21 protein-coding genes and 1 other RNA gene are annotated in these 21,962 nt (G+C 66.1%); 15 read left to right on the top strand and 7 right to left on the bottom strand.

Annotated elements, in window-relative coordinates:
- Nucleotides 1-15 precede the first annotated feature (15 nt).
- Nucleotides 16-1,476: a leucyl aminopeptidase gene (locus tag ACGHJ7_RS02280; RefSeq protein ID WP_390474279.1), complete on the bottom strand. Its 1,461-nt coding sequence runs from the start codon at nt 1,474-1,476 to the stop codon at nt 16-18.
- Between the two features lie 115 nt (nt 1,477-1,591).
- Here ACGHJ7_RS02280 and ACGHJ7_RS02275 point away from each other — a divergent pair, with 115 nt between their 5' ends.
- From ACGHJ7_RS02275 to ACGHJ7_RS02255, 5 genes are all read left to right on the top strand, one after another.
- Nucleotides 1,592-4,135, top strand: a complete 2,544-nt coding sequence (locus ACGHJ7_RS02275) for an LPS-assembly protein LptD (RefSeq protein ID WP_390474277.1) — start codon at nt 1,592-1,594, stop codon at nt 4,133-4,135.
- Nucleotides 4,136-4,316: 181 nt separating this feature from the next.
- Nucleotides 4,317-5,678 carry a peptidylprolyl isomerase gene (locus ACGHJ7_RS02270; protein ID WP_390474275.1) on the top strand — a complete coding sequence of 454 codons (1,362 nt, stop codon included), beginning with the start codon at nt 4,317-4,319 and terminating at the stop codon, nt 5,676-5,678.
- A 34-nt stretch (nt 5,679-5,712) separates the two neighbouring features.
- The gene (gene pdxA, locus ACGHJ7_RS02265) at nt 5,713-6,765 is read left to right on the top strand and encodes a 4-hydroxythreonine-4-phosphate dehydrogenase PdxA (protein WP_390474273.1); all 1,053 of its coding nucleotides are present in this window, start codon (nt 5,713-5,715) and stop codon (nt 6,763-6,765) included.
- Nucleotides 6,758-7,576, top strand: a complete 819-nt coding sequence (gene rsmA / locus ACGHJ7_RS02260; protein WP_390474271.1) for a 16S rRNA (adenine(1518)-N(6)/adenine(1519)-N(6))-dimethyltransferase RsmA — start codon at nt 6,758-6,760, stop codon at nt 7,574-7,576. Before pdxA ends, rsmA begins: the two co-directional genes overlap by 8 nt.
- Before the next feature lie 203 nt (nt 7,577-7,779).
- Nucleotides 7,780-8,292 (top strand): SRPBCC family protein, encoded by a 513-nt coding sequence (locus ACGHJ7_RS02255; RefSeq protein WP_390474269.1) that lies wholly within the window; start codon nt 7,780-7,782, stop codon nt 8,290-8,292.
- A gap of 39 nt (nt 8,293-8,331) precedes the next feature.
- Here ACGHJ7_RS02255 and ACGHJ7_RS02250 read toward each other — a convergent pair whose 3' ends face one another.
- The gene (locus ACGHJ7_RS02250; protein ID WP_390474268.1) at nt 8,332-10,443 is read right to left on the bottom strand and encodes a malate synthase G; all 2,112 of its coding nucleotides are present in this window, start codon (nt 10,441-10,443) and stop codon (nt 8,332-8,334) included.
- Nucleotides 10,444-10,567: 124 nt separating this feature from the next.
- On the opposite strand from ACGHJ7_RS02250, the gene ACGHJ7_RS02245 reads away from it, so the two are divergent.
- The 4 genes from ACGHJ7_RS02245 to ACGHJ7_RS02230 all read left to right on the top strand — a co-directional run bounded on the left by ACGHJ7_RS02245 (nt 10,568) and on the right by ACGHJ7_RS02230 (nt 14,474).
- On the top strand, nt 10,568-11,779 hold the full coding sequence (locus ACGHJ7_RS02245; RefSeq protein ID WP_390474266.1) for a hydrolase: 1,212 nt from the start codon (nt 10,568-10,570) through the stop codon (nt 11,777-11,779).
- On the top strand, nt 11,776-12,789 hold the full coding sequence (locus ACGHJ7_RS02240; protein ID WP_390474264.1) for an arginine N-succinyltransferase: 1,014 nt from the start codon (nt 11,776-11,778) through the stop codon (nt 12,787-12,789). The genes ACGHJ7_RS02245 and ACGHJ7_RS02240 overlap by 4 nt, the downstream gene beginning before the upstream one ends.
- Nucleotides 12,786-14,051 (top strand): N-succinylarginine dihydrolase, encoded by a 1,266-nt coding sequence (locus ACGHJ7_RS02235; protein ID WP_390474262.1) that lies wholly within the window; start codon nt 12,786-12,788, stop codon nt 14,049-14,051. Before ACGHJ7_RS02240 ends, ACGHJ7_RS02235 begins: the two co-directional genes overlap by 4 nt.
- A gap of 177 nt (nt 14,052-14,228) precedes the next feature.
- The gene (locus tag ACGHJ7_RS02230; protein WP_390474260.1) at nt 14,229-14,474 is read left to right on the top strand and encodes a hypothetical protein; all 246 of its coding nucleotides are present in this window, start codon (nt 14,229-14,231) and stop codon (nt 14,472-14,474) included.
- A gap of 142 nt (nt 14,475-14,616) precedes the next feature.
- On the opposite strand, the gene ssrA is transcribed toward ACGHJ7_RS02230, so the two are convergent.
- Both ssrA and mscL read right to left on the bottom strand, forming a co-directional pair.
- Nucleotides 14,617-14,961, bottom strand: a transfer-messenger RNA (tmRNA) gene (gene ssrA, locus ACGHJ7_RS02225).
- Between the two features lie 20 nt (nt 14,962-14,981).
- Complete coding sequence (gene mscL / locus ACGHJ7_RS02220; RefSeq protein ID WP_390474258.1) at nt 14,982-15,452, bottom strand: large conductance mechanosensitive channel protein MscL; 471 nt, start codon at nt 15,450-15,452, stop codon at nt 14,982-14,984.
- Between the two features lie 148 nt (nt 15,453-15,600).
- Between mscL and ACGHJ7_RS02215 the strand changes: the two genes are divergently transcribed.
- Genes ACGHJ7_RS02215 through ACGHJ7_RS02195 form a run of 5 tightly spaced genes read left to right on the top strand, consistent with a single transcriptional unit; the run spans nt 15,601 to nt 19,112 of the window.
- A complete protein-coding gene (locus tag ACGHJ7_RS02215; RefSeq protein ID WP_390474256.1) occupies nt 15,601-16,218 on the top strand; it encodes a LemA family protein in 618 nt (205 codons plus the stop codon).
- 7 nt (nt 16,219-16,225) lie between these two features.
- Nucleotides 16,226-17,038: a TPM domain-containing protein gene (locus ACGHJ7_RS02210; RefSeq protein ID WP_390474254.1), complete on the top strand. Its 813-nt coding sequence runs from the start codon at nt 16,226-16,228 to the stop codon at nt 17,036-17,038.
- The gene (locus ACGHJ7_RS02205) at nt 17,039-17,713 is read left to right on the top strand and encodes a TPM domain-containing protein (RefSeq protein WP_390474252.1); all 675 of its coding nucleotides are present in this window, start codon (nt 17,039-17,041) and stop codon (nt 17,711-17,713) included.
- The gene (locus ACGHJ7_RS02200; RefSeq protein ID WP_390474250.1) at nt 17,710-18,282 is read left to right on the top strand and encodes an NUDIX hydrolase; all 573 of its coding nucleotides are present in this window, start codon (nt 17,710-17,712) and stop codon (nt 18,280-18,282) included. Before ACGHJ7_RS02205 ends, ACGHJ7_RS02200 begins: the two co-directional genes overlap by 4 nt.
- A 35-nt stretch (nt 18,283-18,317) precedes the next feature.
- Nucleotides 18,318-19,112 carry an SDR family oxidoreductase gene (locus tag ACGHJ7_RS02195; protein ID WP_390474248.1) on the top strand — a complete coding sequence of 265 codons (795 nt, stop codon included), beginning with the start codon at nt 18,318-18,320 and terminating at the stop codon, nt 19,110-19,112.
- Between the two features lie 220 nt (nt 19,113-19,332).
- Here ACGHJ7_RS02195 and ACGHJ7_RS02190 read toward each other — a convergent pair whose 3' ends face one another.
- Nucleotides 19,333-19,569 carry a PspC domain-containing protein gene (locus tag ACGHJ7_RS02190; RefSeq protein WP_390474246.1) on the bottom strand — a complete coding sequence of 79 codons (237 nt, stop codon included), beginning with the start codon at nt 19,567-19,569 and terminating at the stop codon, nt 19,333-19,335.
- Nucleotides 19,566-19,691, bottom strand: a complete 126-nt coding sequence (locus ACGHJ7_RS02185; RefSeq protein ID WP_390474244.1) for an enoyl-CoA hydratase — start codon at nt 19,689-19,691, stop codon at nt 19,566-19,568. The genes ACGHJ7_RS02190 and ACGHJ7_RS02185 overlap by 4 nt, the downstream gene beginning before the upstream one ends.
- Before the next feature lie 392 nt (nt 19,692-20,083).
- Here ACGHJ7_RS02185 and recF point away from each other — a divergent pair, with 392 nt between their 5' ends.
- Nucleotides 20,084-21,169 (top strand): DNA replication/repair protein RecF, encoded by a 1,086-nt coding sequence (gene recF / locus ACGHJ7_RS02180; protein ID WP_390474242.1) that lies wholly within the window; start codon nt 20,084-20,086, stop codon nt 21,167-21,169.
- A 17-nt stretch (nt 21,170-21,186) separates the two neighbouring features.
- Here the strand turns inward: recF and ACGHJ7_RS02175 are convergent, their stop codons facing one another.
- Entirely contained in the window at nt 21,187-21,936 is a 750-nt protein-coding gene (locus tag ACGHJ7_RS02175; RefSeq protein WP_390474240.1) for an arylesterase, read from the bottom strand.
- Between the last annotated feature and the right edge of the window lie 26 nt (nt 21,937-21,962).

Raw genomic sequence — 21,962 nt, 5'->3', positions numbered from 1 at the left:
CCTGCGAGCGTCCGATCAGCTTTCCAGAACGTCGCGCACGTAGCGGTCGATCAGGCGCGCGCCATAGCCGGTTGCACCCTTGCCCCAGGTGCGGCCCGGCTTGTCGGCCCAGACCATGCCGGCAATGTCGCAATGCGCCCACGGGCGGTCATCGGTGATGAAGCGCTGAAGGAATTGCGCCGCCGTGATCGAGCCTGCTCCGCGCGGGCCGACATTCTTCATGTCGGCGATCGGGCTGTCGATCAGCTTGTCGTATTCGCTGGTCAGCGGGAAGCGCCACAGCTTGTCGCCCACGGCAGCGCCTGCCGATTGCAGCTTGTCCGCCAGTTCGTCGTCGTTGGAAAAGACGCCGCCATGCTCGCTGCCCAGCGCGATGATCATGGCGCCGGTCAGCGTGGCGAAGTCGACGATGGCAGCCGGGTCGTACTGTTCCTGCGCCCAGTGAAGCGCGTCGCACAGGACCAGCCGCCCCTCGGCGTCGGTATTGATGACCTCGATCGTCTGGCCCGACATGGAGGTAACGACATCGCCCGGCAGCTGCGCACGGCCGTCGGGCATGTTCTCGACCAGGCCCACGACGCCCACGACATTCGCCTTCGCCTTGCGCTTGGCCAGCGCCAGCATCGCGCCTGCGACGGCGCCCGATCCGCCCATGTCCCACTTCATGTCTTCCATGCCTGCGGCAGGCTTCATCGAGATGCCGCCGGTGTCGAAAGTGACGCCCTTGCCGACGAAGACCGTCGGGCGCGCACCTTTCTCGCCGCCGTTCCATTGCATCGCGAGCAGGCGCGATTCGCGCTCCGACCCGCGGCCAACGCCCAGCAGCGCGCCCATGCCGAGTTCGTCCATCGCCGCTTCGTCGAGCACGGTCAGTTCCACGCCCGTGCCTTCGAACGCGGCCTTCGCCTTCTCCACGAAGCTGACGGGATACACCTTGTTCGCAGGTTCGGTCACCAGCATCCGGGTGAACTCGACCCCTTCCGCCACGGCGGCGGCATCGGCCAGTGCGGCATCGCTGCCTTCGGGCGCGCCCACCACCACGACATTCATCAGGCTGCGCTGCTGTTCCTTCTTCATCGTGGTGCGATGTTCGTCGAACCGCCATGCGCGCAGGCGCAGACCCAGCAGCACTGCGCCCAACCCTGCCGCATCGAGCGGCGAATTGCCGGCGTCGAGGACCAGCGTTTCCACCCCGCTGGCGAAATATTTCGCAGCCAGGGCAGCGCCCGCCTTCTCCAGGTTGGCCATGCGGTCGTCCGCATCCGCCTTGCCCGCGCCGGACAGCGCCAGTCGCACGACCTTGCCATCACGTTCCACGAAGCTTTCGAAGACCTGCCCGGCTCCGCCCCGGAACCGCGCGGCCTGCGCGCCTTCGGTAACGGTTCGCTCGAGGTCGCCGGGCAAGCTGCCATGCTCCACCACGCGGGCGAGCAGGCTGATGTCGGAAGGAAGGCTGTCGGCGAAAGTGATGTTCATGGATACTCCGGAAATATCGTCGGGATGTTGCAGGTTTTCCCCTGCTGAACGCGCTTCGGCACGCACGGTTTCAAACCCGATTGCGATTAGGCGGGCACGGTGCGATAGGCAAGCCATGCCCCCCGTCCGCACCCGTCCTTGCAGCGAAGCGAACCAAGCCCCTCGCGCCGAAGCCGCGTCCATGGCGCATGGCTTGCCGCTCGGCCGCCCCCATGGCGCCGCGCGATTCCTGCCGCATGGCTGCGCGATTGCCGCCCTGATTGCGCTGCCCGCCGCGCCCCTGTCCGCGCAGGAAGGCGCCGCGCCGGGGATGGCCACCGCTGACGAGCCTGTGGAAGTGCCCGATGCCCGCGACCCGGTCTATGCCGGCGAGCAGGAAACGGGCTTTCCGCAAGGGGGCGAACCCGTGGTCGTCGCCCGCCTGCCCGGCGAGGATGCGCCGCCCGCCCTTCCCCCCGTTCCGGAAGACGAGGTCGCGTTCGAGGCGGACACGCTGCGCTACAATTCCAACGACGACAGCGTCACCGCCACCGGCAATGTCATCCTGCGAAACGGCGCGCGCACGGTTACGGCCGACGAAGTCGTATGGACGCCCGATACCGGCGAAATCGTGGGCACGGGCGATGTGCTGCTGTCGGAGGGCGACCGCTCCGTCCGCGCGGACCGCGTGGTCTGGAACCGCAATACGGGCGGCATCACCGGCACGGGCGATGTGCGCTTCGTCGACGAGGACGGCAACCAGCTCTACACCAGCCGGATCGAGCTGACCGAGGAATTCCAGGCAGGGTCGATGGACGACCTGCTGCTGGCCCTGCGCGCCGGGGGGCGCCTGGCGGCCGTCCAGGGGGAGCGCGGCCAGGATGGCAGCATCGTCCTCACCCGTGCGGCCTATAGCGGGTGCGCCGTGGTCGATCCCGAAGGTTGCGACCGCAAGCCCAGCTGGCGCATCACCGCGGACGAGGTCGTCTATTCCCCGCAGGAAGACCGCGTCCGGTTCTCCGGCGCCTATCTGGAACTGTTCGGCCGCCGCATCGTCCCCCTGCCCGGCCTTGCCGTGCGTACCGATGGCGGACCGGTGTCCGGCTTCCTCGTCCCCGACCTGCGTATCTCCGAATCCAATGGGGTGGAGGTATCGGGCAGCTACTATACCCGGCTCGCACCGAACCAGGATGCGACGATCAGCGGTTACGTCTTTACCGAGGCTGCGCCCATGGTCAGCGCGCAATACCGCGCGCTGAACGAACGCGGGGCGTTCCAGATCACCGGCTACGGCACCTATAGCAGCCGCATTTCCGACTTTACCGGCGTGCCCACCACGGAAGACGATTTTCGCGGCTACGTCTTTGCCAATGGCAAGGCGCAGTTCGACCCGAACTGGAGCCTGACGGGATCGCTGCGTGTCGCCAGCGACCGCACCTTCCTGCGCCGCTACGACATCAGCCGGGACGACCGGTTGCGGTCCCTGGTCGAGCTGGAGCGGATCGATGCCGACAGCTACCTGCTGGTGGCCGGCTATTCGGCGCAGACGCTGATCCTTGGCCGCGACCAGGGGCAGGTCCCGCTGGCCTTGCCGGCGATCGACTATCGCCGCCGCCTGCGCGACCCGGTGCTGGGCGGACAGGTGGAGGTCCAAGCCAACTCGCTCGCCATCTTCCGCGACGAAGGGCAGGACACGCAGCGCGCCTTCGTCCGCGCGCAGTGGGACCTTCGCCGCATCACTCAGATGGGACAGGTGGTGCAGTTCAGCGCGCTGGCGCGGGGCGATGTCTATCATTCGGACGAGAACGCGCTGACGCCGTCCGTCCTCTATCGCGGCGATCCGGGTTTCCAGACGCGCGGCATCGGCCTCGCCGCAGTGGACGTGAAATGGCCCTTTGCCGGCGAATTGCTCGGCGGCACGCAGGTCCTGACACCGCGGGTCCAGGTCGTCGCCAGCCCGGGGATCAAGAACCTGGCCGTGCCGAACGAGGATGCGCGCGCCATCGACCTGGAGGATTCCAACCTCTTCGCGCTCAATCGCTTTCCGGGATACGACCGGATCGAGGACGGGGTACGCATCACCTACGGCCTCGACTGGCAGCTGAACCGCCCCGGCTGGCGGGTGAAGACGACGGTGGGCCAGTCCTACCGCCTCGACACGGACCGCGACATCCTGGTCGATGGCACCGGCCTGTCCGAACGCGTGTCGGATTTCGTCGGCCGCACCGAAGTACGCTACAAGGATTTCGTGTCGTTCACCCACCGTTTCCGGCTGGACAAGGACAATCTGGCCGTCCGCCGGAACGAGATCGACACCACCATCGGCAGCCGCCGTACCTATGTGGAGCTGGGCTATCTCAGGCTCGACCGCGACATCAGCGAATTCGGGCTGGAAGACCTGCAGGACCGCGAGGAACTGCGCGCCGCCGCCCGCATCGCCTTTGCCGATTACTGGTCCGTCTTCGGTTCGGGCATCTTCAACCTGACCGACCGGGAAGAAGACCCCACCCTGTCGTCGGACGGGTTTCAGCCGCTGCGCACGAGGCTGGGCGTCGCCTATCAGGACGACTGCCTGGAGATGGGACTGACCTGGCGGCGCGATTTCACCGACCAGGGCGATGCGGAACGCGGCAACACCTTCCAGGTCTATTTCTCGCTCCGCAATCTGGGCTTCCGCTAACACCTTGCAGCCCGCCTGCATCGAAGCGGAACAGGCGTGCACAGCTGCCGGGGCCGCGGTTGTTGGCAGCGCGGGCGCGGTGCGCTAACAGGTCGCCGCTCAGACAAGGTTCAGCCGCTTCCGGGCAGTTGTCGCATCACGGTAAGGCCTGCAGGCGCAGGTCGCATCATTCGGACGATACATGACCACCAGACTTTCCAGCTTCCTTTCCGCGGCAGCCATGACCGGCGCAGCCTTCGGCCTCGTCGCAGCGCCGATCGCCGCGCAGGCACAGGCAACGGGCGCGGCCCCGGCAGCGAACCCCCTGAACCTGCCGGACAATATCCAGCTCCTGGGCGAGACCAATCCCAACATGCGGCGCGCTACCGCGCGCGTGAACGGCGATGTCATCACCGGCACCGATGTCGATCACCGCGTGGCGCTGACGCTGGCAGCCAATGGCAGCGACGTACAGCTGAGCGACGAGGATCTGGGCCAGCTGAAGATGCAGGTCCTTCGCAACCTGATCGACGAGACGCTGCAGATCCAGGCCGCAGAAGCGCAGGAAATGCCCGTCGCAGCGGCAGAGGTCGATGCCCAGTACCAGCGTGTCGCCGCCCAGAACTTCGGCACCGACATCGCCAAGATGGACGAATATCTTGCCGGCGTGGGCTCCTCCGTCAATTCGCTCAAGCGCCAGATCGAGGCGGAGATTGCCTGGTCGCGCCTGCTGCGCCGCAACGTCCAGCCGTTCATCAACGTCTCCGACGAAGAGGTCGAGGACATGATGGCCCGGCTGGAAGCTTCGCGCGGCACGGCGGAATACCGGCTCGGCGAAATCTACCTGTCGGCAACGCCGGAAACGGCAGCCGCGGTGGAAGAGAACGGTGTCCGCATCATGGAACAGCTGCGCGCCGGCGGCAGTTTCGTCGCCTATGCTCGCCAGTTCTCCGAGGCCTCGACCGCTGCCGTGGGCGGCGACCTGGGCTTCGTGCGGCTCGGCCAGCTTCCGGCAGAACTCTCGACCGTGGCGCAGGAAATGCAGCCCGGCCAGCTGATCGGCCCGATTTCGGTGCCCGGCGGCTATTCCATCCTCTACCTGATCGACAAGAAGCAGGTGCTGACCGCCGACCCGCGCGACGCTGTCCTCAGCCTGAAGCAGATCGCCATCACCTTCCCCGAAGGAATGTCGCAGGCGCAGGCCGATGCCCGCGTGACCGAATTCGGCAACATGGTCGAATCCATCCGCGGCTGCGGCGATGCGGAACGGGCGGCGGCGACGGTGAATGCCGATGTCGTCTCCAACGACCTGCGCGCCCGCGCCCTGCCCGAGGCGCTGCAGGCTACGATCCTGAACCTGCAGGTCGGACAGGCCACGCCGCCGTTCGGCTCGGTGCAGGACGGGGTGCGCGTCCTGCTCCTGTGCGGCCGCGACGATCCGCAGGACACCAGCGGTCCCAGCCGTGACGAGATGATGGCGCAGCTGACCGAAGACCGCGTCAGCAAGCGCGCCCAGCGTTTCCTGCGCGACCTGCGCAACGACGCCTACATCCAGTACAACTGAGTTCGGCCGTGCTGGCGGGGGCGACCTTGTGACCATGGTTGCCCCCGCCTCGCCGAAACCCGCGCTGCCGCTCGCCCTGTCGATCGGCGATCCGGCCGGTATCGGTCCGGAACTGGCCGTCCTTGCCTGGCATGCACGGGAGGGACGCGGCGCCGCGCAGCCCCTCCCGCCTTTCTTCGCCATGCACGGGGCCGGAGTGCTGCGTGCTGCCAGCGAACGTCTCGGGCTGGATACGCCCCTCGAACGAATTGCCGCTCCCGCCGACGCCGGCGCGGTGTTCGGCCATGCCTTGCCGGTCCTGGGCCAGGCGGATGGCCCCTATACCCCCGGCGCGCCTGGTGACGACGGGGCACTGCTGGCCCTCGCATCGCTGCAGGACGCGGCAAGGCTGGCCTATGAAGACAAGGCTTCGGGGATAGTAACCCTGCCGGTGGCGAAGGCGCAGCTGGCCGCCATCGGCTTTGCCCATCCCGGGCAGACCGAATTTCTCGCCGCTGCCTGCGACCTGCCGCCCGGTGCCTCGGTCATGATGCTGGCCGGTCCCTCGCTCAAGGCGGTGCCGCTGACCGTCCATTGCGCCCTGGCAGACGTTCCGTCCCGCCTGTCGGTAGACCTTATCGTGCGGCGCGGACGGATCGTCGCCGATGCCCTGCGGCGCGATTACGGTATCCAGCGCCCCCGCCTCGCCGTCACCGGCCTGAACCCCCATGCGGGAGAAGGCGGTGCATTCGGGCGCGAGGAGATCGAGATCATCGCCCCCGCCATCGAGGCTCTGCGCGCGCAAGGCGTGGAGGCGAGCGGGCCGCACCCGGCCGATGCCCTGTTCGCCCCGCGCAGCCGAGCAGGCTTCGATGCGGCGCTGTGCATGTATCACGACCAGGCGCTGATCCCGGTCAAGGCGCTCGATTTCGATCAGGGCGTCAACGTGACGCTGGGTCTGTCCATCGTGCGCACCAGCCCCGATCACGGCACGGCGTTCGACATTGCGGGCACGGGCCAGGCGGATCCGGGCGCAACGCTCGCCGCGCTGGTCATGGCAGGCGAGATCGCGGCCCGCAGGCTGGACGCAGGCGGGGCCGATGGCTGACCTCCCTCCTCTACGCGAGGTCATCGCGCGCCACGGCCTTTCCGCATCGAAGGCGCTGGGCCAGAACTTCCTGTTCGACGAGCAATTGCTGGACCGGATCGCGGCGCTGCCCGACGACCTGCAGGGCCGCGCCGTGCTGGAAATCGGACCTGGCCCCGGCGGCCTGACCCGCGCCCTGCTACGGGCTGGGGCCCGCGTGACCGCGATCGAGATGGACCGCCGCTGCCTGCCCGCCCTTGCCGAACTGGAAGCCGCCTTTCCCGGCCAGCTGACCGTGATCCAGGGCGATGCGATGAAGATCGATCACCGCGAACTGATGCAGGAGCCCCATGCGGTGGTGGCCAACCTGCCGTACAATGTCGGCACGGCCCTGTTCGTCCGGTGGCTGGGCGGCGAAGACTGGCCGCCCCTGTGGACCTCGCTCACCCTGATGTTCCAGCAGGAAGTCGCCCAGCGCATCGTTGCGCGGCCCGGTACGTCCGCCTTCGGACGGCTGGCGGTGCTGGCGCAGTGGCGCAGCGCCGCTTCGCTGCCCATGAAGGTGCATCGCAGCGCCTTCACCCCGCCGCCCAAGGTCATGAGCGCCATCGTGCACGTAACGCCCGCAGCAATGCCTAGCGGCGTCTCCGCCCGGATGCTGGAGCGGCTGACGGAGGCCGCCTTCGGGCAAAGGCGCAAGATGCTGCGCCAGAGTTTGAAATCCGTGCCAGGCGCGGTCGCGGCACTGGGCAGCGTCGGCATCGAGGAAACGCGCCGCGCGGAAACCCTGTCGGTCGACGAATTCGTCGCTCTCGCACGCGTCCTGTCCTGATCCGCCGCGGGCGAACCTCAGGCAAAAAAGGGGGGCCGGAGGGTCCGAAGACGCCTCCGACCCCTCTCGAGGTTCCTGCCATTGCTGGCAGGTTCGGGTCGCACACACAGGTCGCAGGCACCCGCCAGCCGGTTCAATACGTGGGAGATATTTTTAAAGGGTTCGGCAATTCCTCCCCGCTAGGCAGGCTGGCGGAGGGAAATATGTTCGGATTGTTCAAGTCTGCCCCGCGCCCGCAGGAACCGGTTCGCTATATCGGCGAGGTCGAGATCGAGAAGCCGTGCGAAGACGTCTACGCCCTGCTCGACTTTGCCGATCCCCGGAACGCCAAGCGCGCGCTCGGCTACGATGTGCGGGAAATCGGCACGGGCCGGTTCCAAATGGTCATGGAGACGCTTCCGGACCTCACCTTCGTGTTCGATGTGCGCGAGGCGAGGCCCGCCCGGCGTTACGAATTCGACTGCATCATCGAGCCCGCGCTGCCCAATCTCGTCCGGTCGAACGAGGTTTACGAGCTGGAACCGCTGAACGAGGCTGCCTGCCGCCTGACGCTGACCAATACGGTCGAGCTGCGCCCCGGCCTCGGCAAGCGCGAATACCGGCACGAAACCGCCATGATGGCAACGTCGACCCAAAGCGCGCTGCAGAAACTGAAGCTGCAGGCAGAGCACGGCGCGGCCGCGACCAAGGCGGTGGAGAACAACGCGCTGATCTAGCGCGCGCCCTCCGGTCCCCGCCCTGCCCCTTGGCCGAAATCAGCCGGCGGCTTTTTTCGCCAGCCTCCATTTGTGCAGCAGCGGTTCGGTATAACCGCTGGGCTGTTCCGCGCCCTTGAACACGAGGTCGCAGGCTGCCTCGAAGGCGATGCTGCTGTCCCAGTTGCCGGCCATCGGCTCGTAATCGGGATCGCCTGCATTCTGCTCGTCGACCTTGGCCGCCATGCGCTTCAGGCTGTCCATCACCTGGTCTTCGGTGGCGATGCCATGCATCAGCCAGTTGGCCATGTGCTGGCTGGAAATACGCAGCGTGGCGCGGTCTTCCATCAGGCCGACATCGTTGATGTCCGGCACTTTCGAACAGCCCACGCCTGCATCGATCCAGCGCACGACGTAGCCGAGCAGGCCTTGCGCATTGTTGTCCAGTTCCTCGCGCACCTCGTCTTCCGACCAGTTCGCACCGTCGGCCAGCGGGATCGTCAGCAGCGGCTCGAGGCCGGGCACCTCGCCCAGACCCTTCTGTACGCCGAACACGTCTTCGCGGTGATAGTGGATCGCGTGCAGGGTCGCAGCGGTCGGCGAAGGGACCCATGCGGTGTTCGCGCCGGCCTTCAGGTGGCCGATCTTCTCCAGCATCATCTTGCCCATGAGGTCGGGCGCGGGCCACATCCCCTTGCCGATCTGCGCGCGGCCCGACAGGCCGTGCCTGAGGCCGATGGCGACATTGCGCGCCTCGTAGGCCTTCAGCCAGGCGCTGTCCTTCATCGCGCCCTTTCGCATCATGGGGCCGGCCTGCATCGAGGTGTGGATCTCGTCCCCGGTGCGGTCGAGGAAGCCGGTGTTGATGAACACGATGCGGTCCTTCACCGCATGGATGCAGGCACCCAGATTGGCGCTGGTGCGGCGTTCCTCGTCCATCACGCCGACCTTGATCGTGTGGCGGTCGAGGCCCAGCATGTCCTCCACCGCGTCGAACAGGTCATTGGTGAAAGCGCATTCTTCCGGCCCGTGCATCTTGGGTTTCACGATGTAGATGCTGCCTTCGCGGCTGTTGCCGTATTTCGTCAGGCCGCGCACGTCCTGGGTGGAGATGGCGCTGGTCAGCACCGCGTCCATGATGCCTTCGGGAATTTCCTCGCCGTTTTCCAGCAGGATGGCCGGATTGGTCATCAGGTGACCGACATTGCGCACGAACAGCAGGCTGCGGCCCGGCAGCGTGAATTCCTGTCCCTCGCTGTCGGTATAGGTCCGGTTGCCCGCCAGTTCGCGGGTCATGGTCCTGCCACCCTTGTCGAAGCTTTCGGTCAGGTCGCCGCGAATGACGCCCAGCCAGTTGCCATAGGCCAGCAGCTTGTCCTCGGCGTCGACCGCCGCGACCGAATCTTCCAGGTCGACGATCGAGGTCAGCGCCGCTTCGAGATTGATGTCCGCGATGCCGGCAGGATCGGTCTTGCCGACCGGATGATCGGGATCGAACACGACCTCGATATGCAGGCCGTTGTGCTTGAACAAAGCGGCCTTGTCGTTCCGCCCGACATATTGCGACGGATCGGCCAGCGGAATGCCGCCAGCCTCCACGTTTTCAAGGTCGGCCCAGCTCTTGCCATCCGCCAGCGGCACGGCTTCGTCCATGAAACGCTTTGCCTCGGCGATCACCGCGTCGCCGCGAACCGGGTCGTAGCCGCCCGGTTTCGCCGGCGGCGCGTCCAGCGCGTCGGTGCCGTAGAATGCATCGTACAGGCTCCCCCAGCGGGCATTGGCGGCGTTAAGAAGGAAGCGCGCATTGAGGACCGGGACCACCAGCTGCGGCCCGGCCATGCGCGCGATTTCCGGATCGACGTTCTTCGGATCGACCGTGAAGTCGCCCGGCTCCGGGACGAGATAGCCGATCTCTTCCAGGAACGCGCGATAGGCGTCCACGTCATGCGGCTTGCCCCGGCGTTCGCGGTGCCAGTCGTCCAGCTGCCATTGCAGATTGTCCCGCTTCGCCAGCAGGTCGGCGTTACGCGGCGCGAAGGTTTCGACCAGCCCGGTAAAGCCCCGCCAGAACGCATCGGCTTCCATCCCGATGGGCGGCAGGACTTCGCTTTCGATGAAAGCGGCCAGCGCGGAATCGACCTTCAGGCGGTTTTTAACGACATATTGGGACAAGAGATTCCTCACACAGAATAACGGCGATTGCAGATGTCTGGGGAGGACGTGTGCGCCTATGCGATAGCTGCGCTCCATTTGCAACGGGTTGGATAGCTGCCGCCCTGCCGCTAAGCGGTTGCGGATGAAACCGATCGAAGGTCCGCTCGCCACCGCCACCCAGTCCATCGACGGCGCCGCCATGCTGGCGCAGGTGGAACGCTGGGCGGCGATCAATTCCGGCACAGGCAATCTGGATGGCTTGCGCGAGATGGCAGGCGAACTGGCGGATGCGTTCTCCGTATTGCCGGGCGAGATCACGCTGGAAGAGCCCGCCCCCGTCACGCAGGTGGATGCCGGCGGCAGGGAATACGAGGTCGAATACGGCAAGCACCTCGTCTGCTCCGTGCGCCCCGATGCGGCGCGGCGGTTTATCCTGACCGGACACATGGACACCGTCTTCCCCGCCGACCACCCGTTCCAGGCGCTGACCTGGCTGGACGACGAGACCCTGAACGGCCCCGGCACGGCGGACATGAAAGGCGGGATCGCGGTCATGCTCCACGCGCTCATCGCGCTGGAGGGGCTGAGCGAGTGGCAGGACGTCGGCTACGATGTGATGATCAACGCGGACGAGGAAACAGGCTCGCTCTCCTCCGCCCCGCTGATCGAGCGGCTGGCGAAGGGGAAATACGCCGCCCTGACCTACGAACCGGCCGCCACGCCGGAAGGCACGCTGGCCCATGCACGCGGCGGTAGCGGGAATTACGCGCTGACCGTCACGGGCAGGAGCGCCCATGCCGGACGCAATCCGCGCGACGGGCGCAATGCCATCGTCGCCGCCGCCACGCTGGCGGTGCGACTCAAGGAATTGCAGCGCGACGACATCAGCGTGAACCCGGCGAAAATCGAGGGCGGCGCGGCGAACAATGTCGTACCCGACCATGCCGTCCTGCGCTTTAACATCCGGCCCAGGGAACCCGCCGCCGCCGACTGGTTCACCGGCGAAATGAATGTCTTGCTGGGCGAAGTTCGCCAGTCGCAGGAGGTGGACATCCACGTCCATGGCGGCATCACCCGCCCGCCCAAGCCGGTGGGCCGACGCGCACAGAAACTGTTCGACATCGTGCGCGATTGCGGCGCGCAGCTTGGTCAGGACATCGACTGGCAATCGACCGGCGGCGTGTGCGACGGCAACAACATCGCCGCCACCGGCGTCCCCGTGGTGGATACGATGGGCGTGCGCGGCGGCAAGATCCACTCGCCGGACGAATTCATGATCGCGCCTTCGCTGAAAGAGCGCGCCCAGCTATCGACCCTGGTCCTCCACCGCCTCGCTACCGGAGAAGCGATTTGAGTTTTCGCCTGCGCGCCAGTCGCCCCGACGATCTGGAACACCTGTATGAAATGGCCAAGCTGACGGGCGGTGGCTTCACCAATCTGCCGCCCGACCGCGACGCGCTGGGCGATAAGCTGGAGACGAGCGCGAAGGCCTTCGCCAATACCGGCACCGAGCTGGTCGACGAGACATTCGTGCTGGTGCTGGAAAATACCGAAACCGGCGCGGTGCGGGGCACTTGCCAGCTGATGACGAAAGTGGGCCAGCAATGGCCGTTCTATTCCTACCGCCTCAACACGCTGACCCAGTATTCGCAGGAACTGGACCGCACGGTCCGGGCCGAAATGCTGAGCCTGTCGACCGACCTCGAAGGGTCGAGCGAAGTCGGCGGCCTGTTCCTCCACCCGAACGAGAGGGCCGGCGGCCTCGGCCTACTGCTCGCCCGCAGCCGTTATCTGTTTATACGGATGCACCGCGAAAGGTTCGCCGACCGCGTGCTGGCAGAGCTGCGCGGCATCATCGACGACCGGGGCGGGTCCCCCTTCTGGGACGGGGTTGCCGGGCGGTTCTTCGGGATGACGTTCCAAGAAGCGGACTATTTCAACGCGATCAACGGCAACCAGTTCATCGCCGACCTGATGCCCAAGCACCCGGTCTATGTCGCCATGCTGGACGACGATGCGCGCGAGGTGATCGGCCTGCCCCACCCCACGGGGCGCGCCGCGATGCGGATGCTGGAGAAGGAAGGCTTCGCCTATGAAGGCTATGTCGACATTTTCGATGGCGGGCCGACCATGCTGGCGCGGACCGACGACGTGGTGAGCGTGAAGGACGCGGTGCAGGCCGAAATCTCCGCGCAGCCGTGCGAAGGCGGCGAGAAAGCGATCGTCGCCACCGGGCGGCTGGAGGATTTCCGGTCCTGCTACGCCGTGCGCAAGCTGGATGGCGACGCCATATCGATCGACGACCAGGCCCTTCTGACGCTGGGCGCGAATGTGGGCGATACCGTGTGGAGCACCGTGCGATGAGCACCGACAGCACGCGCCTGACAGAGATCAATTTCGACGGGCTGGTCGGGCCGAGCCACAATTACGCCGGGCTCAGCCTCGGCAATATCGCCAGCGCCAGTCACGGTGGCGATCCGTCCTATCCCCGCGCCGCGGCGCTGCAGGGCGTCGCCAAGATGCGCGGCAATATGGGCCGGGGCCTCTCCCAGGGTTTCCTGCTGCCCCTGCCCCGCCCCAATGACGATCTCCTGCGCCGCATCGGTGCGGACGAAGGCACGCCCCCGCAGCTTCGCGCGGCCGCATGGTCGGCCAGTTCGATGTGGACCGCCAATGCCGCCACCGTCAGCCCGGCCCCCGATACCGCCGACGGGCGCTGCCACCTGACCCCGGCCAATCTCGTCACCATGCTCCACCGCGGGCAGGAATGGCGCGACACGAAGGCGCAACTGGACATCGCGTTCGGAAATAGCGACCACTTCGCGGTGCACGACGCCGTGCCGCCCAGCTTCGGCGACGAGGGCGCGGCGAACCACATGCGTTTCTGCGAAGGACACGGGAGCCCGGGTGTCGAGGTGTTCGTGTACGGGCGCCCCGGCGGCCGTTTCCCCGCGCGCCAGCACGAACAGGCCAGCCGCGCCGTCGCCCGGCTCCACGGCCTCGACCCCAGGACATGCGTTTTCATCGAGCAGAACCCCGCCGCGATCGAGGCAGGCGCGTTTCACAACGACGTCGTGGCCGTGGCGAACGAGCGGGTGCTCTTCACCCACGCCGAGGCCTTTGCCGACCAGCAAGGCGCCTATGATGCAATCCGCGCCGCGTTCCCGGCTCTGGAGGTCGTTGAGGTGCCCACCGAAGCGGTCAGCATGGCAGAAGCGATCCGTACCTATCTGTTCAACGCCCAGCTATTGACCCTGCCGACTGGCGAGATGGCACTGGTCGTGCCGGAGGAATGCCGCGAAAGCCCCGATGTCTGGCGGTTCTGCGAGCAGATGATCGCCGGCAACGGACCCATCCGGCAGGTCATCCCGGTCGATGTGCGTCAGTCCATGGCCAATGGCGGCGGCCCTGCCTGCCTGCGTCTTCGTGTCGTCGCCGACCCTGCGACGGTCGATCCCCGTTTCCTGCTGGACGAGGCGAAGGCGGACCTGCTGGAGACGGTCATCGCGAAGAACTGGCCCGAACAGATCGACCCCGCCGATATCGGCAGCGATGCCCTGGCGTCGTCCGTTCGCGCGGCGCGTTCGGCGCTGCTGGATGCGCTGGACCTTTCCGCGCTGCGCTGAGTTATCGAAGCAGACGGGCGCTGCCAACTCACGGTAGCGCCGGAATTTTCAGGGTTAACGCGCTTGCCAGCGTGTCGGTGAACCTTACACTCGCCGCCTGTGTTAACCACTGGACTGCGCAGGTCCGCGCCACTGGCGCAGGCCTTGCAGGGCAAAAGGTTAAGGAGCCTGCGCTAAATGCTTAAGAAGATCAGCCGCCTGTTTGTCATCAAGACACGTTTCGAGGCGTATCTGATCATCTTCGCCCTGGCGCTTGGCGCGATGACGCGCGGCTCGCTCTACACCCTGCAATATCCGGGCATCGGCGGTTACCTCCTGATGGCGGCCACGGCTGGCGCGGTATTCCTCGGCGGCGCGAAGATCCTCGATGCCCTGCGTTACGAGCGCGAGGCGAAGGAACACGCGCGACTGTCCGAGAAATAGCGACGCGAAAGCTGGGTGCTTCTTTTGCTAGGCCACCGCGCTTTTGGTCGGCGGGGTGAAGACCATCGTTCCATGGGAGAGACTGGCTCATTCCCATCGACGGAAAGGTGGGGGTTTCTGTTGCTAGCTACCCCCGGAGCCCCGGAATCCGCTTCTGTTGCCCGGTGGGTCCAACCGCGCTTTAGCTTTGTAAGATCAGGCCGCTAGGCCGTCAGGTTACGCAGCGATTGCGAGTGCTTCGTTGTCGTTGGCACTTGTGTGTTTGAGCCTATTACGGGTTACTCAGCCCGGGTGAAAACACTGCCTTTCAACACACGTCGATCCTGGTTCGGCCCCATCAGGAAACCCGCGAAAACCGGGCCTTTTGGTGGAGCCGCCGGGTACTGCCCCCGGGTCCGTTGTGTCTATTACACAGCGTAGTTTATCGCCATAGACGGCAAAAAGCCGACACGCCCCATATAGGGAGTGCCGGCTTAATGTGAAGTGCAGGAATGGAAGGTAGCGGGCTTAGCCCATCGGGCCGTTCTTCGGGGCGCCGGGCGCGCCGCTCTTCAGGGCGTCGCGGATTTCCTGCAGCAGTTCGATCTCGGTCGGGCCGGCCGCGGCCTCTTCCTCGGCCTTGGGCTCTTCCAGACGTGCCTTCACCTTGTTCACGTAGCGCACCATCAGGAAGATGATGAACGCCAGGATCACGAAGTTGATGATCGCGGTGATGAAGGCGCCGTAACCGATCATGGCAGCGCCGGCTTCCTTCAGCGCGGCGTAGTCGGCGGTGGAGCCTTCGTATCCTTCGGGGGTGCTCAGCAGGATGAAATATTGCGAGAAATCCATCCCGCCGAAAATCCAGCCCACGACCGGCATGATCAGGTCGTCGGTCAGCGATGCCACGATGGTGGCAAAGGCGCCCGCGATGATGACCGCAACGGCCAGCTCCATCACATTGCCCTTGGCAATGAATTCCTTGAATTCCGTCAGCATGGTCGTCCCCCTTATGCTTAACAAAAGATAGCGCGCTTTAGTCGCGGGATTCTCGCCGCGCAAGCTTGCGAGCGGGCGCGGGTGTGCTATCTAGGCAATACAGATCGCAATGTGCGCCGCCGCGCCAGTCCAGAGGAACCCCAGCGACATGACTTCGACCCGCCCCCTTGCCAGAATGCGCAACACCGTCCTCCTCGGCCTGGCCGCTGCCAGCCTGGCTTCGTGCGGCATCAACTCGGTGCCGACCGCGGAAGAGAATGCGAAGGCGAAATGGGCCGATGTGGAAGCGCAGTTCCAGCGCCGGGCGAACCTCATTCCCAACCTCGTCGAGGTCGCGCAGGGCGCTGCCGAGAACGAGCGCGGCATCCTGACCGAAGTGACCGAGGCCCGCGCCCGCGCAACCAGCGTAAATATCGATGCCGACCAGCTGGACAATCCCGAGGCCATGGCGCAGTTCCAGCAGGCGCAGGGCCAGCTCGGTGCCGGTCTCGGCCGCCTTCTCGCCAGCTTCGAAGCCTATCCGCAGATCACCTCCAGCCAGAACTTCCTTGCGCTGCAGAGCCAGCTGGAAGGCACGGAGAACCGCATCGCCGTCGCCATCCGCGACTACAACGAAGCGGTGCGCAACTATAACACCACCATCCGCACCTTCCCCGACACGATCGGCGCGAACCTGATCCATGGCGCAGAACCGCTGGTGCCTTACGAAGCTGCCAGCGAAGGCGCCGAAATCGCGCCGACGATCGACATGACCGACGGTAATTGATCCGGCGGTGATACGGCACCTTCTCTTCCTCGCGGTGCTGTTCGCCGCTGCTGTCGGCGTGCCCGTCCAGGCCCAGGACTTTCCCGAGCTGACGGGCCGCGTCGTCGATGCGGCGAACATCATTCCCGACGCTCAGGAGGCGGCGCTGACGCAGCGGCTGGCGCAGCTGGAGGCGCAGTCGCAGCGGCAGCTTGTCGTGGCGACCGTGCCAAGTCTGGGCGGCGACGATATCGCCAATTACGGCTACCAGCTCGGCCGCGCATGGGGTATCGGGGACGCAGAGCGCAATGACGGTGCACTGTTGCTCGTCGCCCCCAGCGAGCGCAAGGTGCGGATCGAGGTCGGCTACGGCCTCGAAGGCATCATGACCGATGCCCTGTCCTCCGTCATCATTCAGAACGACATCCTCCCGCGATTTAGAGACGGCGATTTTCCCGGCGGCATCATCGCCGGAACCGAAGCGATCGCCTCGCAGCTGGAATTGCCCGCCGACGAAGCGGTGCAGGTCGCGCGGCAGGCCGACCAGGCGCGCCAGCGCGAAGGCGGTTTTCCCATCGGGACGATCATCTGGCTGGGCTTCATCTTCTTTTTCTTCGTCCTGCCGATGTTCGGGCGCGGCGGGCGCAGCAGGCGCTATCGCGGCGGACGGGGGGTCGTCGGCGACATCATCCTGTGGGAAGCGGGCAAGGCGATTGCGCGCGGTATCGACGGGGATGGCGGCGGCTGGGGCGGCGGCGGTTTCGGCGGAGGGGGCGGCTTCGGCGGCTTTTCCGGCGGCGGCGGCAGCTTTGGCGGCGGCGGCGCCAGTGGTGGTTGGTAAATGGCGTATCTGAGCAAGCAGGAACACGAGAAAGTCACCGCAGCGGTCGCCGCGGCAGAGCTGACGACGTCGGGCGAAATCGTGACCGTACTGGCCGACCGCAGCGACGGCTATTCCGAGGTCATCCTGCTTTACGCGGTCGCGCTGGCCTTCACCGCGATGAGCGTCTTCGCGCTCTTCCCCGCGCCCTTCATGGACATGTGGGACCGGCTGATCGGCGGCTGGATGCACGAATGGACGACCGGGGAACTGGCGAGCATGACCATCGGCCTGGGACTGCTGACCTTTATCGCAAGCTGGCTGGTCCTGTCATGGGACCGGCTGACCTTCCTCGCCCTGCCCGCCCCGGTGAAGACGTCGCGCGTCCACGCGGCTGCAGTCCGCCATTTCAAGGTCGGGGCGGAGCGGCGGACCCATGGCCGCACCGGCGTGCTGCTGTATCTTTCGATGAAGGAGCACCGCGCCGAGATCGTCGCCGACGAACCGATTGCCGAACTGGTGTCGGCCGATGTGTGGGGCGAAGCCATGTCCGACATGCTGTCCGAAATCCGCGAAGGCCGGATCGCGGACGGGCTTGCCGCGGGGATCCGCGATGTCGGCGAAGTGCTGTCCCGGCATTTCCCGCGTGCGGAGGATGACCAGAACGAATTGCCCGACCGGCTGATCGAGCTTTGAGCGCGCCCGGACAGCCTTCCCGCGATGCGGATGCGGACAAGCCGGAAACGGTCGCCTGGGCGGGCAGGTTCATTACTGCCAAGACGCGGGGCCGGTGGGAATATGCCGGACGCGCGCGCGGCATCCGCGCCGCCGCCATCGTGGCGGTGGACGATGCGGAAGACGGACGCCACGTCCTGTTGGTAGAGCAATACCGCGTGCCGCTGTCGCGCTTCTGCCTCGAAATCCCCGCCGGACTGATCGGCGACGAGGACGGCGGAGAAGGCGAGAGCCCGGAAGATGCCGCCCGCCGTGAACTGGAAGAGGAAACCGGATACCGCGCAGGCACGATGGAATTGCTGGGCGAGTTCTATTCCAGCCCCGGCATGGTGTCGGAAAGCTTCAGCCTGATGCGCGCAGGGGGCCTGCAAAAAGTGTCGGACGGCGGCGGGGTCGAGGGCGAGGACATCGCCGTCCACCGCGTACCGCTGGACCGATTGGAAGCTTTCGTAGCCGCAAAACGCGAGGCGGGTGTCGCCATCGACGTACGGATCGCGATGCTGCTGGGCACGCAGGGCGCAATCGTCTAGCGCGGCATCCGAAAACAACTAGCGGAGAGAGAATCATGGCAGCGAGCACGAACGGCCGCGTGGCGGGCAAACTGGCCCTCGTGACAGGGGCGGCGCAGGGACTGGGGGCAGCGCATTCGATGCTGCTGGCGCAGGAAGGCGCGCGGGTCCTGTGCACCGATATCAATGGCGACGGGGCATCCGACACGGCTGCGCGCATCAACGATGCGCTGGGCGAAGGCACGGCTTTCGCCATCCGTCACGATGTAACCGATCCGGCCGAATGGGAAGCCGCGGTGGATGCCGCGCGCGAAAACCTGGGCGGGCTGAACGTGCTGGTGAACAATGCCGGGATCGGTGTCGCCGGCAATATCGAGACGTGCGATTTCGACGACTGGAAGCGGTGTTTTTCCATCAATGTCGATTCCATCTTCCACGGCTGCCAGAAGGCCCTGCCCCTGATGCGCGAACACGCGCCGGGCAGTATCGTCAACATTTCCAGCATTGCCGGGCTGATCGCCAGCGACACCATGCCGGCCTACAATTCGTCGAAAGCGGCGGTGTGGATGCTGTCGAAGTCGATCGCGCTCCACTGCGCGAAGAACAACATGCAGATCCGCTGCAACTCGGTCCATCCGACCTTCGTCGACACACCGATCCTGGACGGGACGGCGAAGAACCACAAGATCGACAAGGATGTGCTGATGGAAAAGCTGGCGCGGCAGATCCCGCTGAAATTCGTCGGCGAACCCAACGATATCGCCAATGCGGTGCTATATCTCGCCAGCGACGAAAGCCGTTTCATGACCGGCGCAGAGCTGAAGCTGGACGGCGGCATCAGCGCGATGTGATCGTTTGTCTGCTCTCGGGGCAGAATGCTTCGCATTCGCCTGCCGAGGGGCGGCCTGTCGGCCGGCGAGCGGTCGCTCGCTGTCGGCCTTTGGCCGATATAGGCCGGGCCTGGCTATTTGCGCCGGGCAAAAAGAGAGGGGCCAAGCGGCCCCTCCCGGTTTCGTTTCATTGTGAGGCGCGGCTGCCCAGAAACCGGGTCAGCTGCTGTTTTGCCGCGCTTCAGTCCGCGATCAGGGCGATCGCGATATAGACCAGGACCAGCGATCCGAAGCCGATGATGGTTCCTGCGACGAAGCCCAGGCGGATCCAGAAGGCATCGACATCGAAATAGTTGGCAATGCCGCCGCACACTCCGGCCAGTTTCGCATCCCGGCGGTCGAGCCTGAAGCTCTTGTCCGCGCCGATGATGGGGCCATCCCTGCGCTCGCCACGTTCGCTACGCTCGATCCTGCTCATGCCATCACCGGGACGATGGAGGGCGAGGCGGGGACGATGGCGTAGGCCATCAGGACACCGCTGACTGCGAGCGAGCCGAGGCCGGCGATTACCTGCGAGCTCCAGTTGGAAAAGAATTTCATGGGGTCGTTCCTTGTATTCGGGTTTGCGGGGATCAGGCGAAGACTGCGGGGCTGCCCGGGACGATCGCACTGGCGAAGAACATGGCCGAGATGGCGAGCGAGAAGACAGCGGCTGCGGCACGGTTCGGGTTGAAGATGGTCATGGTATTTCCTTTCTCTTGGCTCCCGGAGAGACCTTCTCGCCGGGTTGCCCAGAGTTTTGCATCAGGTGTGCCAGTTTTGAAAAACGGGAGATTTCCGGGGTTTTTCGGCTCGCAGCCTACTGAACAGCCGTTCATCAATCCGAAAGGTTGGGAAAAATCACCAACATTTGACATAGTCGTTCCCGGCACACCGCCGGAGCTGCTTTCAGTGGCCTTCCCCGCCCCCCGCAGGTAGGACCGCTGCCACCCATGGCCATCGCCCGCATCGCCCTTTCCGATTTCCGCAATCACGCCGCTTCCGCGCTGGAAGGGACCGCGCGATTCAACCTGCTGGTGGGCGAGAACGGGGCGGGCAAGACCAATGTGCTGGAGGCGCTGTCGCTGCTTGCGCCGGGCCGGGGGCTTCGGCGTGCCCCGCTTGGCGAGATTGCCCGGGCATCGGGCGCGGGCGGCTTTGCCCTTTCCGCCCTGCTCTCACCTGCGGATGGCGGCGAGAATGTCCATTTGCAGACCTCCACCGCACCGATGCGCCCCGGGCGGCGCCGGGTTCGGATCAACGGGGCGGAGGCAAGCGCGATCGCGCTGGGCGAATGGCTGGCCGTGTCGTGGCTGACCCCGGCGATGGACGGGCTGTTTACGGCCAGCGCAGGCGAGCGACGCCGCTTCATGGACCGGCTGGCGACCGCTCTCGATCCTTCCCACGCGCGGGCTGCTAGCCGCTACGAAGCGGCCTTGCGCGAGCGCAACCGCCTGCTCTCGGACGAGCGCGAACCCGAACCCGCATGGCTCGACGGCATCGAGGCGCAACTGGCACAGCATGGCGCGCTGCTGGCGCAGGGCCGTGCCCGGCTGGTCGGCGCGCTGGGCGAAGCGCTGGAAATGCAGGCGGGCGGCCCGTTCGCGGTGCCCCTCCTCGCGCTGGAGGCCGCAGGGCCGTTAGCCGAACACGAGCTGGCCGAGGCGCTGCGTTCCACCCGCCAGCGCGACCGCAGGGCGGCGCGCACGCTGACAGGCCCGCACCGTGACGAATTGCTGGTTCACATGGCCGCGAAGGGACAGCCCGCAGCCCTGTGCTCGACCGGAGAGCAGAAGGCGATGCTGATCGCCATCGTGCTCGCCCATGCAGAGCTTGCCGCGGCGGGACGCGCCGGGGTCCTGCTGCTGGACGAAGTCGCGGCGCATCTCGATCCCCTGCGCCGCGATGCGCTGTTCGACCGGCTTCGCGCCGGCGGGTCGCAGGCGTGGCTGACCGGGACGGAGGCTGCCCCGTTCGGCAGCATCCGGGCAGAAGCTGCGATCTGGCGTGTCACCGACGGCGCACTGGTCCGGGAATAGAACCGGGCGCCGATCCGTCAGGCGTCGGGAATGGCTGCCTCGACCGCTTCGCGCGTGCTTTCCACGAGCACCTCGATCCCCTCGACCGTCGGGTGGATACGGTCGGACTGGATCAGTTCCGGTTTCGACGCCACGTCCTCCACCCAGTTCGGGATCACGGCCACGCCGTATTCCTCTGCCAGCGAGGTATAGAGGCCGCTGAATTCGGCCTGGAATTCCGGCCCCACATTGGGCGGCGCCTGCATCCCCATCAGCAGCACGTCGATGCCGCGCGCCTGCGCCGTCTCGATCATCGCGGCGAGGTTCGCCCGTGTCTGCGCCGGATCGATGCCGCGCAGCAGGTCGTTTCCGCCCAGCTCCAGGATCAGGAGGTCGGGCGCCTCTTCCTGCGCGTCGAGCGTGAATTCGAACCGCTGGCGACCGGCTGCGCTGGTATCGCCCGACACGCCCGCATTCACGACCCGCGCGTTGACGCCCGCCGCGCGAAGGGCCGCCTCCAGCTTCGCCGGATAGCTATCGTCCTTCGGCACGTTGTAGCCGGCAAACAGGCTGTCCCCGAAAGCGAGGATGTCGCGCTGTGCGCCCGCGACCGGCACCTCGGTCACGGTCTCGCTGGCACCTGTCTGTACAGGAGCCGGCTCCGTCACCGCGGCTTCTTCCCCGCACGAGACCAGCGCGAGCGATGCGAGGACAGCGAGCGGAGCGAGGATTTTCGATGAAGAGCGGATGGCGGCAGGCCGAGCGGCACTAGGGCTAGGTTGTTCCATGGCCGCCCTTATGCCACTGCACACGG

It is taken from the genome of Altererythrobacter sp. MTPC7, assembly GCF_042851395.1.
Taxonomy (GTDB): Bacteria; Pseudomonadota; Alphaproteobacteria; order Sphingomonadales; family Sphingomonadaceae; genus CAJXSN01.
Note: the sequence above shows the minus strand (reverse complement) of the source record. Positions and strands in the feature narration are given on the sequence as shown.

Excerpts from the sequence above, each read along its gene's own strand:
- ACGHJ7_RS02195 (WP_390474248.1), top strand. The coding sequence starts at position 18,318 with ATGGCAGCGAGCACGAACGGCCGCGTGGCGGGCAAACTGGCCCTCGTG.
- ACGHJ7_RS02190 (WP_390474246.1), bottom strand. The coding sequence starts at position 19,569 with ATGAGCAGGATCGAGCGTAGCGAACGTGGCGAGCGCAGGGATGGCCCC.
- ACGHJ7_RS02205 (WP_390474252.1), top strand. The coding sequence starts at position 17,039 with ATGGCGTATCTGAGCAAGCAGGAACACGAGAAAGTCACCGCAGCGGTC.
- ACGHJ7_RS02245 (WP_390474266.1), top strand. The coding sequence starts at position 10,568 with ATGAAACCGATCGAAGGTCCGCTCGCCACCGCCACCCAGTCCATCGAC.
- recF (WP_390474242.1), top strand. The coding sequence starts at position 20,084 with ATGGCCATCGCCCGCATCGCCCTTTCCGATTTCCGCAATCACGCCGCT.
- ACGHJ7_RS02235 (WP_390474262.1), top strand. The coding sequence starts at position 12,786 with ATGAGCACCGACAGCACGCGCCTGACAGAGATCAATTTCGACGGGCTG.
- ACGHJ7_RS02275 (WP_390474277.1), top strand. The coding sequence starts at position 1,592 with ATGCCCCCCGTCCGCACCCGTCCTTGCAGCGAAGCGAACCAAGCCCCT.
- ACGHJ7_RS02175 (WP_390474240.1), bottom strand. The coding sequence starts at position 21,936 with ATGGAACAACCTAGCCCTAGTGCCGCTCGGCCTGCCGCCATCCGCTCT.
- mscL (WP_390474258.1), bottom strand. The coding sequence starts at position 15,452 with ATGCTGACGGAATTCAAGGAATTCATTGCCAAGGGCAATGTGATGGAG.
- rsmA (WP_390474271.1), top strand. The coding sequence starts at position 6,758 with ATGGCTGACCTCCCTCCTCTACGCGAGGTCATCGCGCGCCACGGCCTT.
- ACGHJ7_RS02185 (WP_390474244.1), bottom strand. The coding sequence starts at position 19,691 with ATGAAATTCTTTTCCAACTGGAGCTCGCAGGTAATCGCCGGCCTCGGC.
- ACGHJ7_RS02230 (WP_390474260.1), top strand. The coding sequence starts at position 14,229 with ATGCTTAAGAAGATCAGCCGCCTGTTTGTCATCAAGACACGTTTCGAG.
- ACGHJ7_RS02270 (WP_390474275.1), top strand. The coding sequence starts at position 4,317 with ATGACCACCAGACTTTCCAGCTTCCTTTCCGCGGCAGCCATGACCGGC.
- pdxA (WP_390474273.1), top strand. The coding sequence starts at position 5,713 with ATGGTTGCCCCCGCCTCGCCGAAACCCGCGCTGCCGCTCGCCCTGTCG.
- ACGHJ7_RS02215 (WP_390474256.1), top strand. The coding sequence starts at position 15,601 with ATGACTTCGACCCGCCCCCTTGCCAGAATGCGCAACACCGTCCTCCTC.
- ACGHJ7_RS02255 (WP_390474269.1), top strand. The coding sequence starts at position 7,780 with ATGTTCGGATTGTTCAAGTCTGCCCCGCGCCCGCAGGAACCGGTTCGC.
- ACGHJ7_RS02280 (WP_390474279.1), bottom strand. The coding sequence starts at position 1,476 with ATGAACATCACTTTCGCCGACAGCCTTCCTTCCGACATCAGCCTGCTC.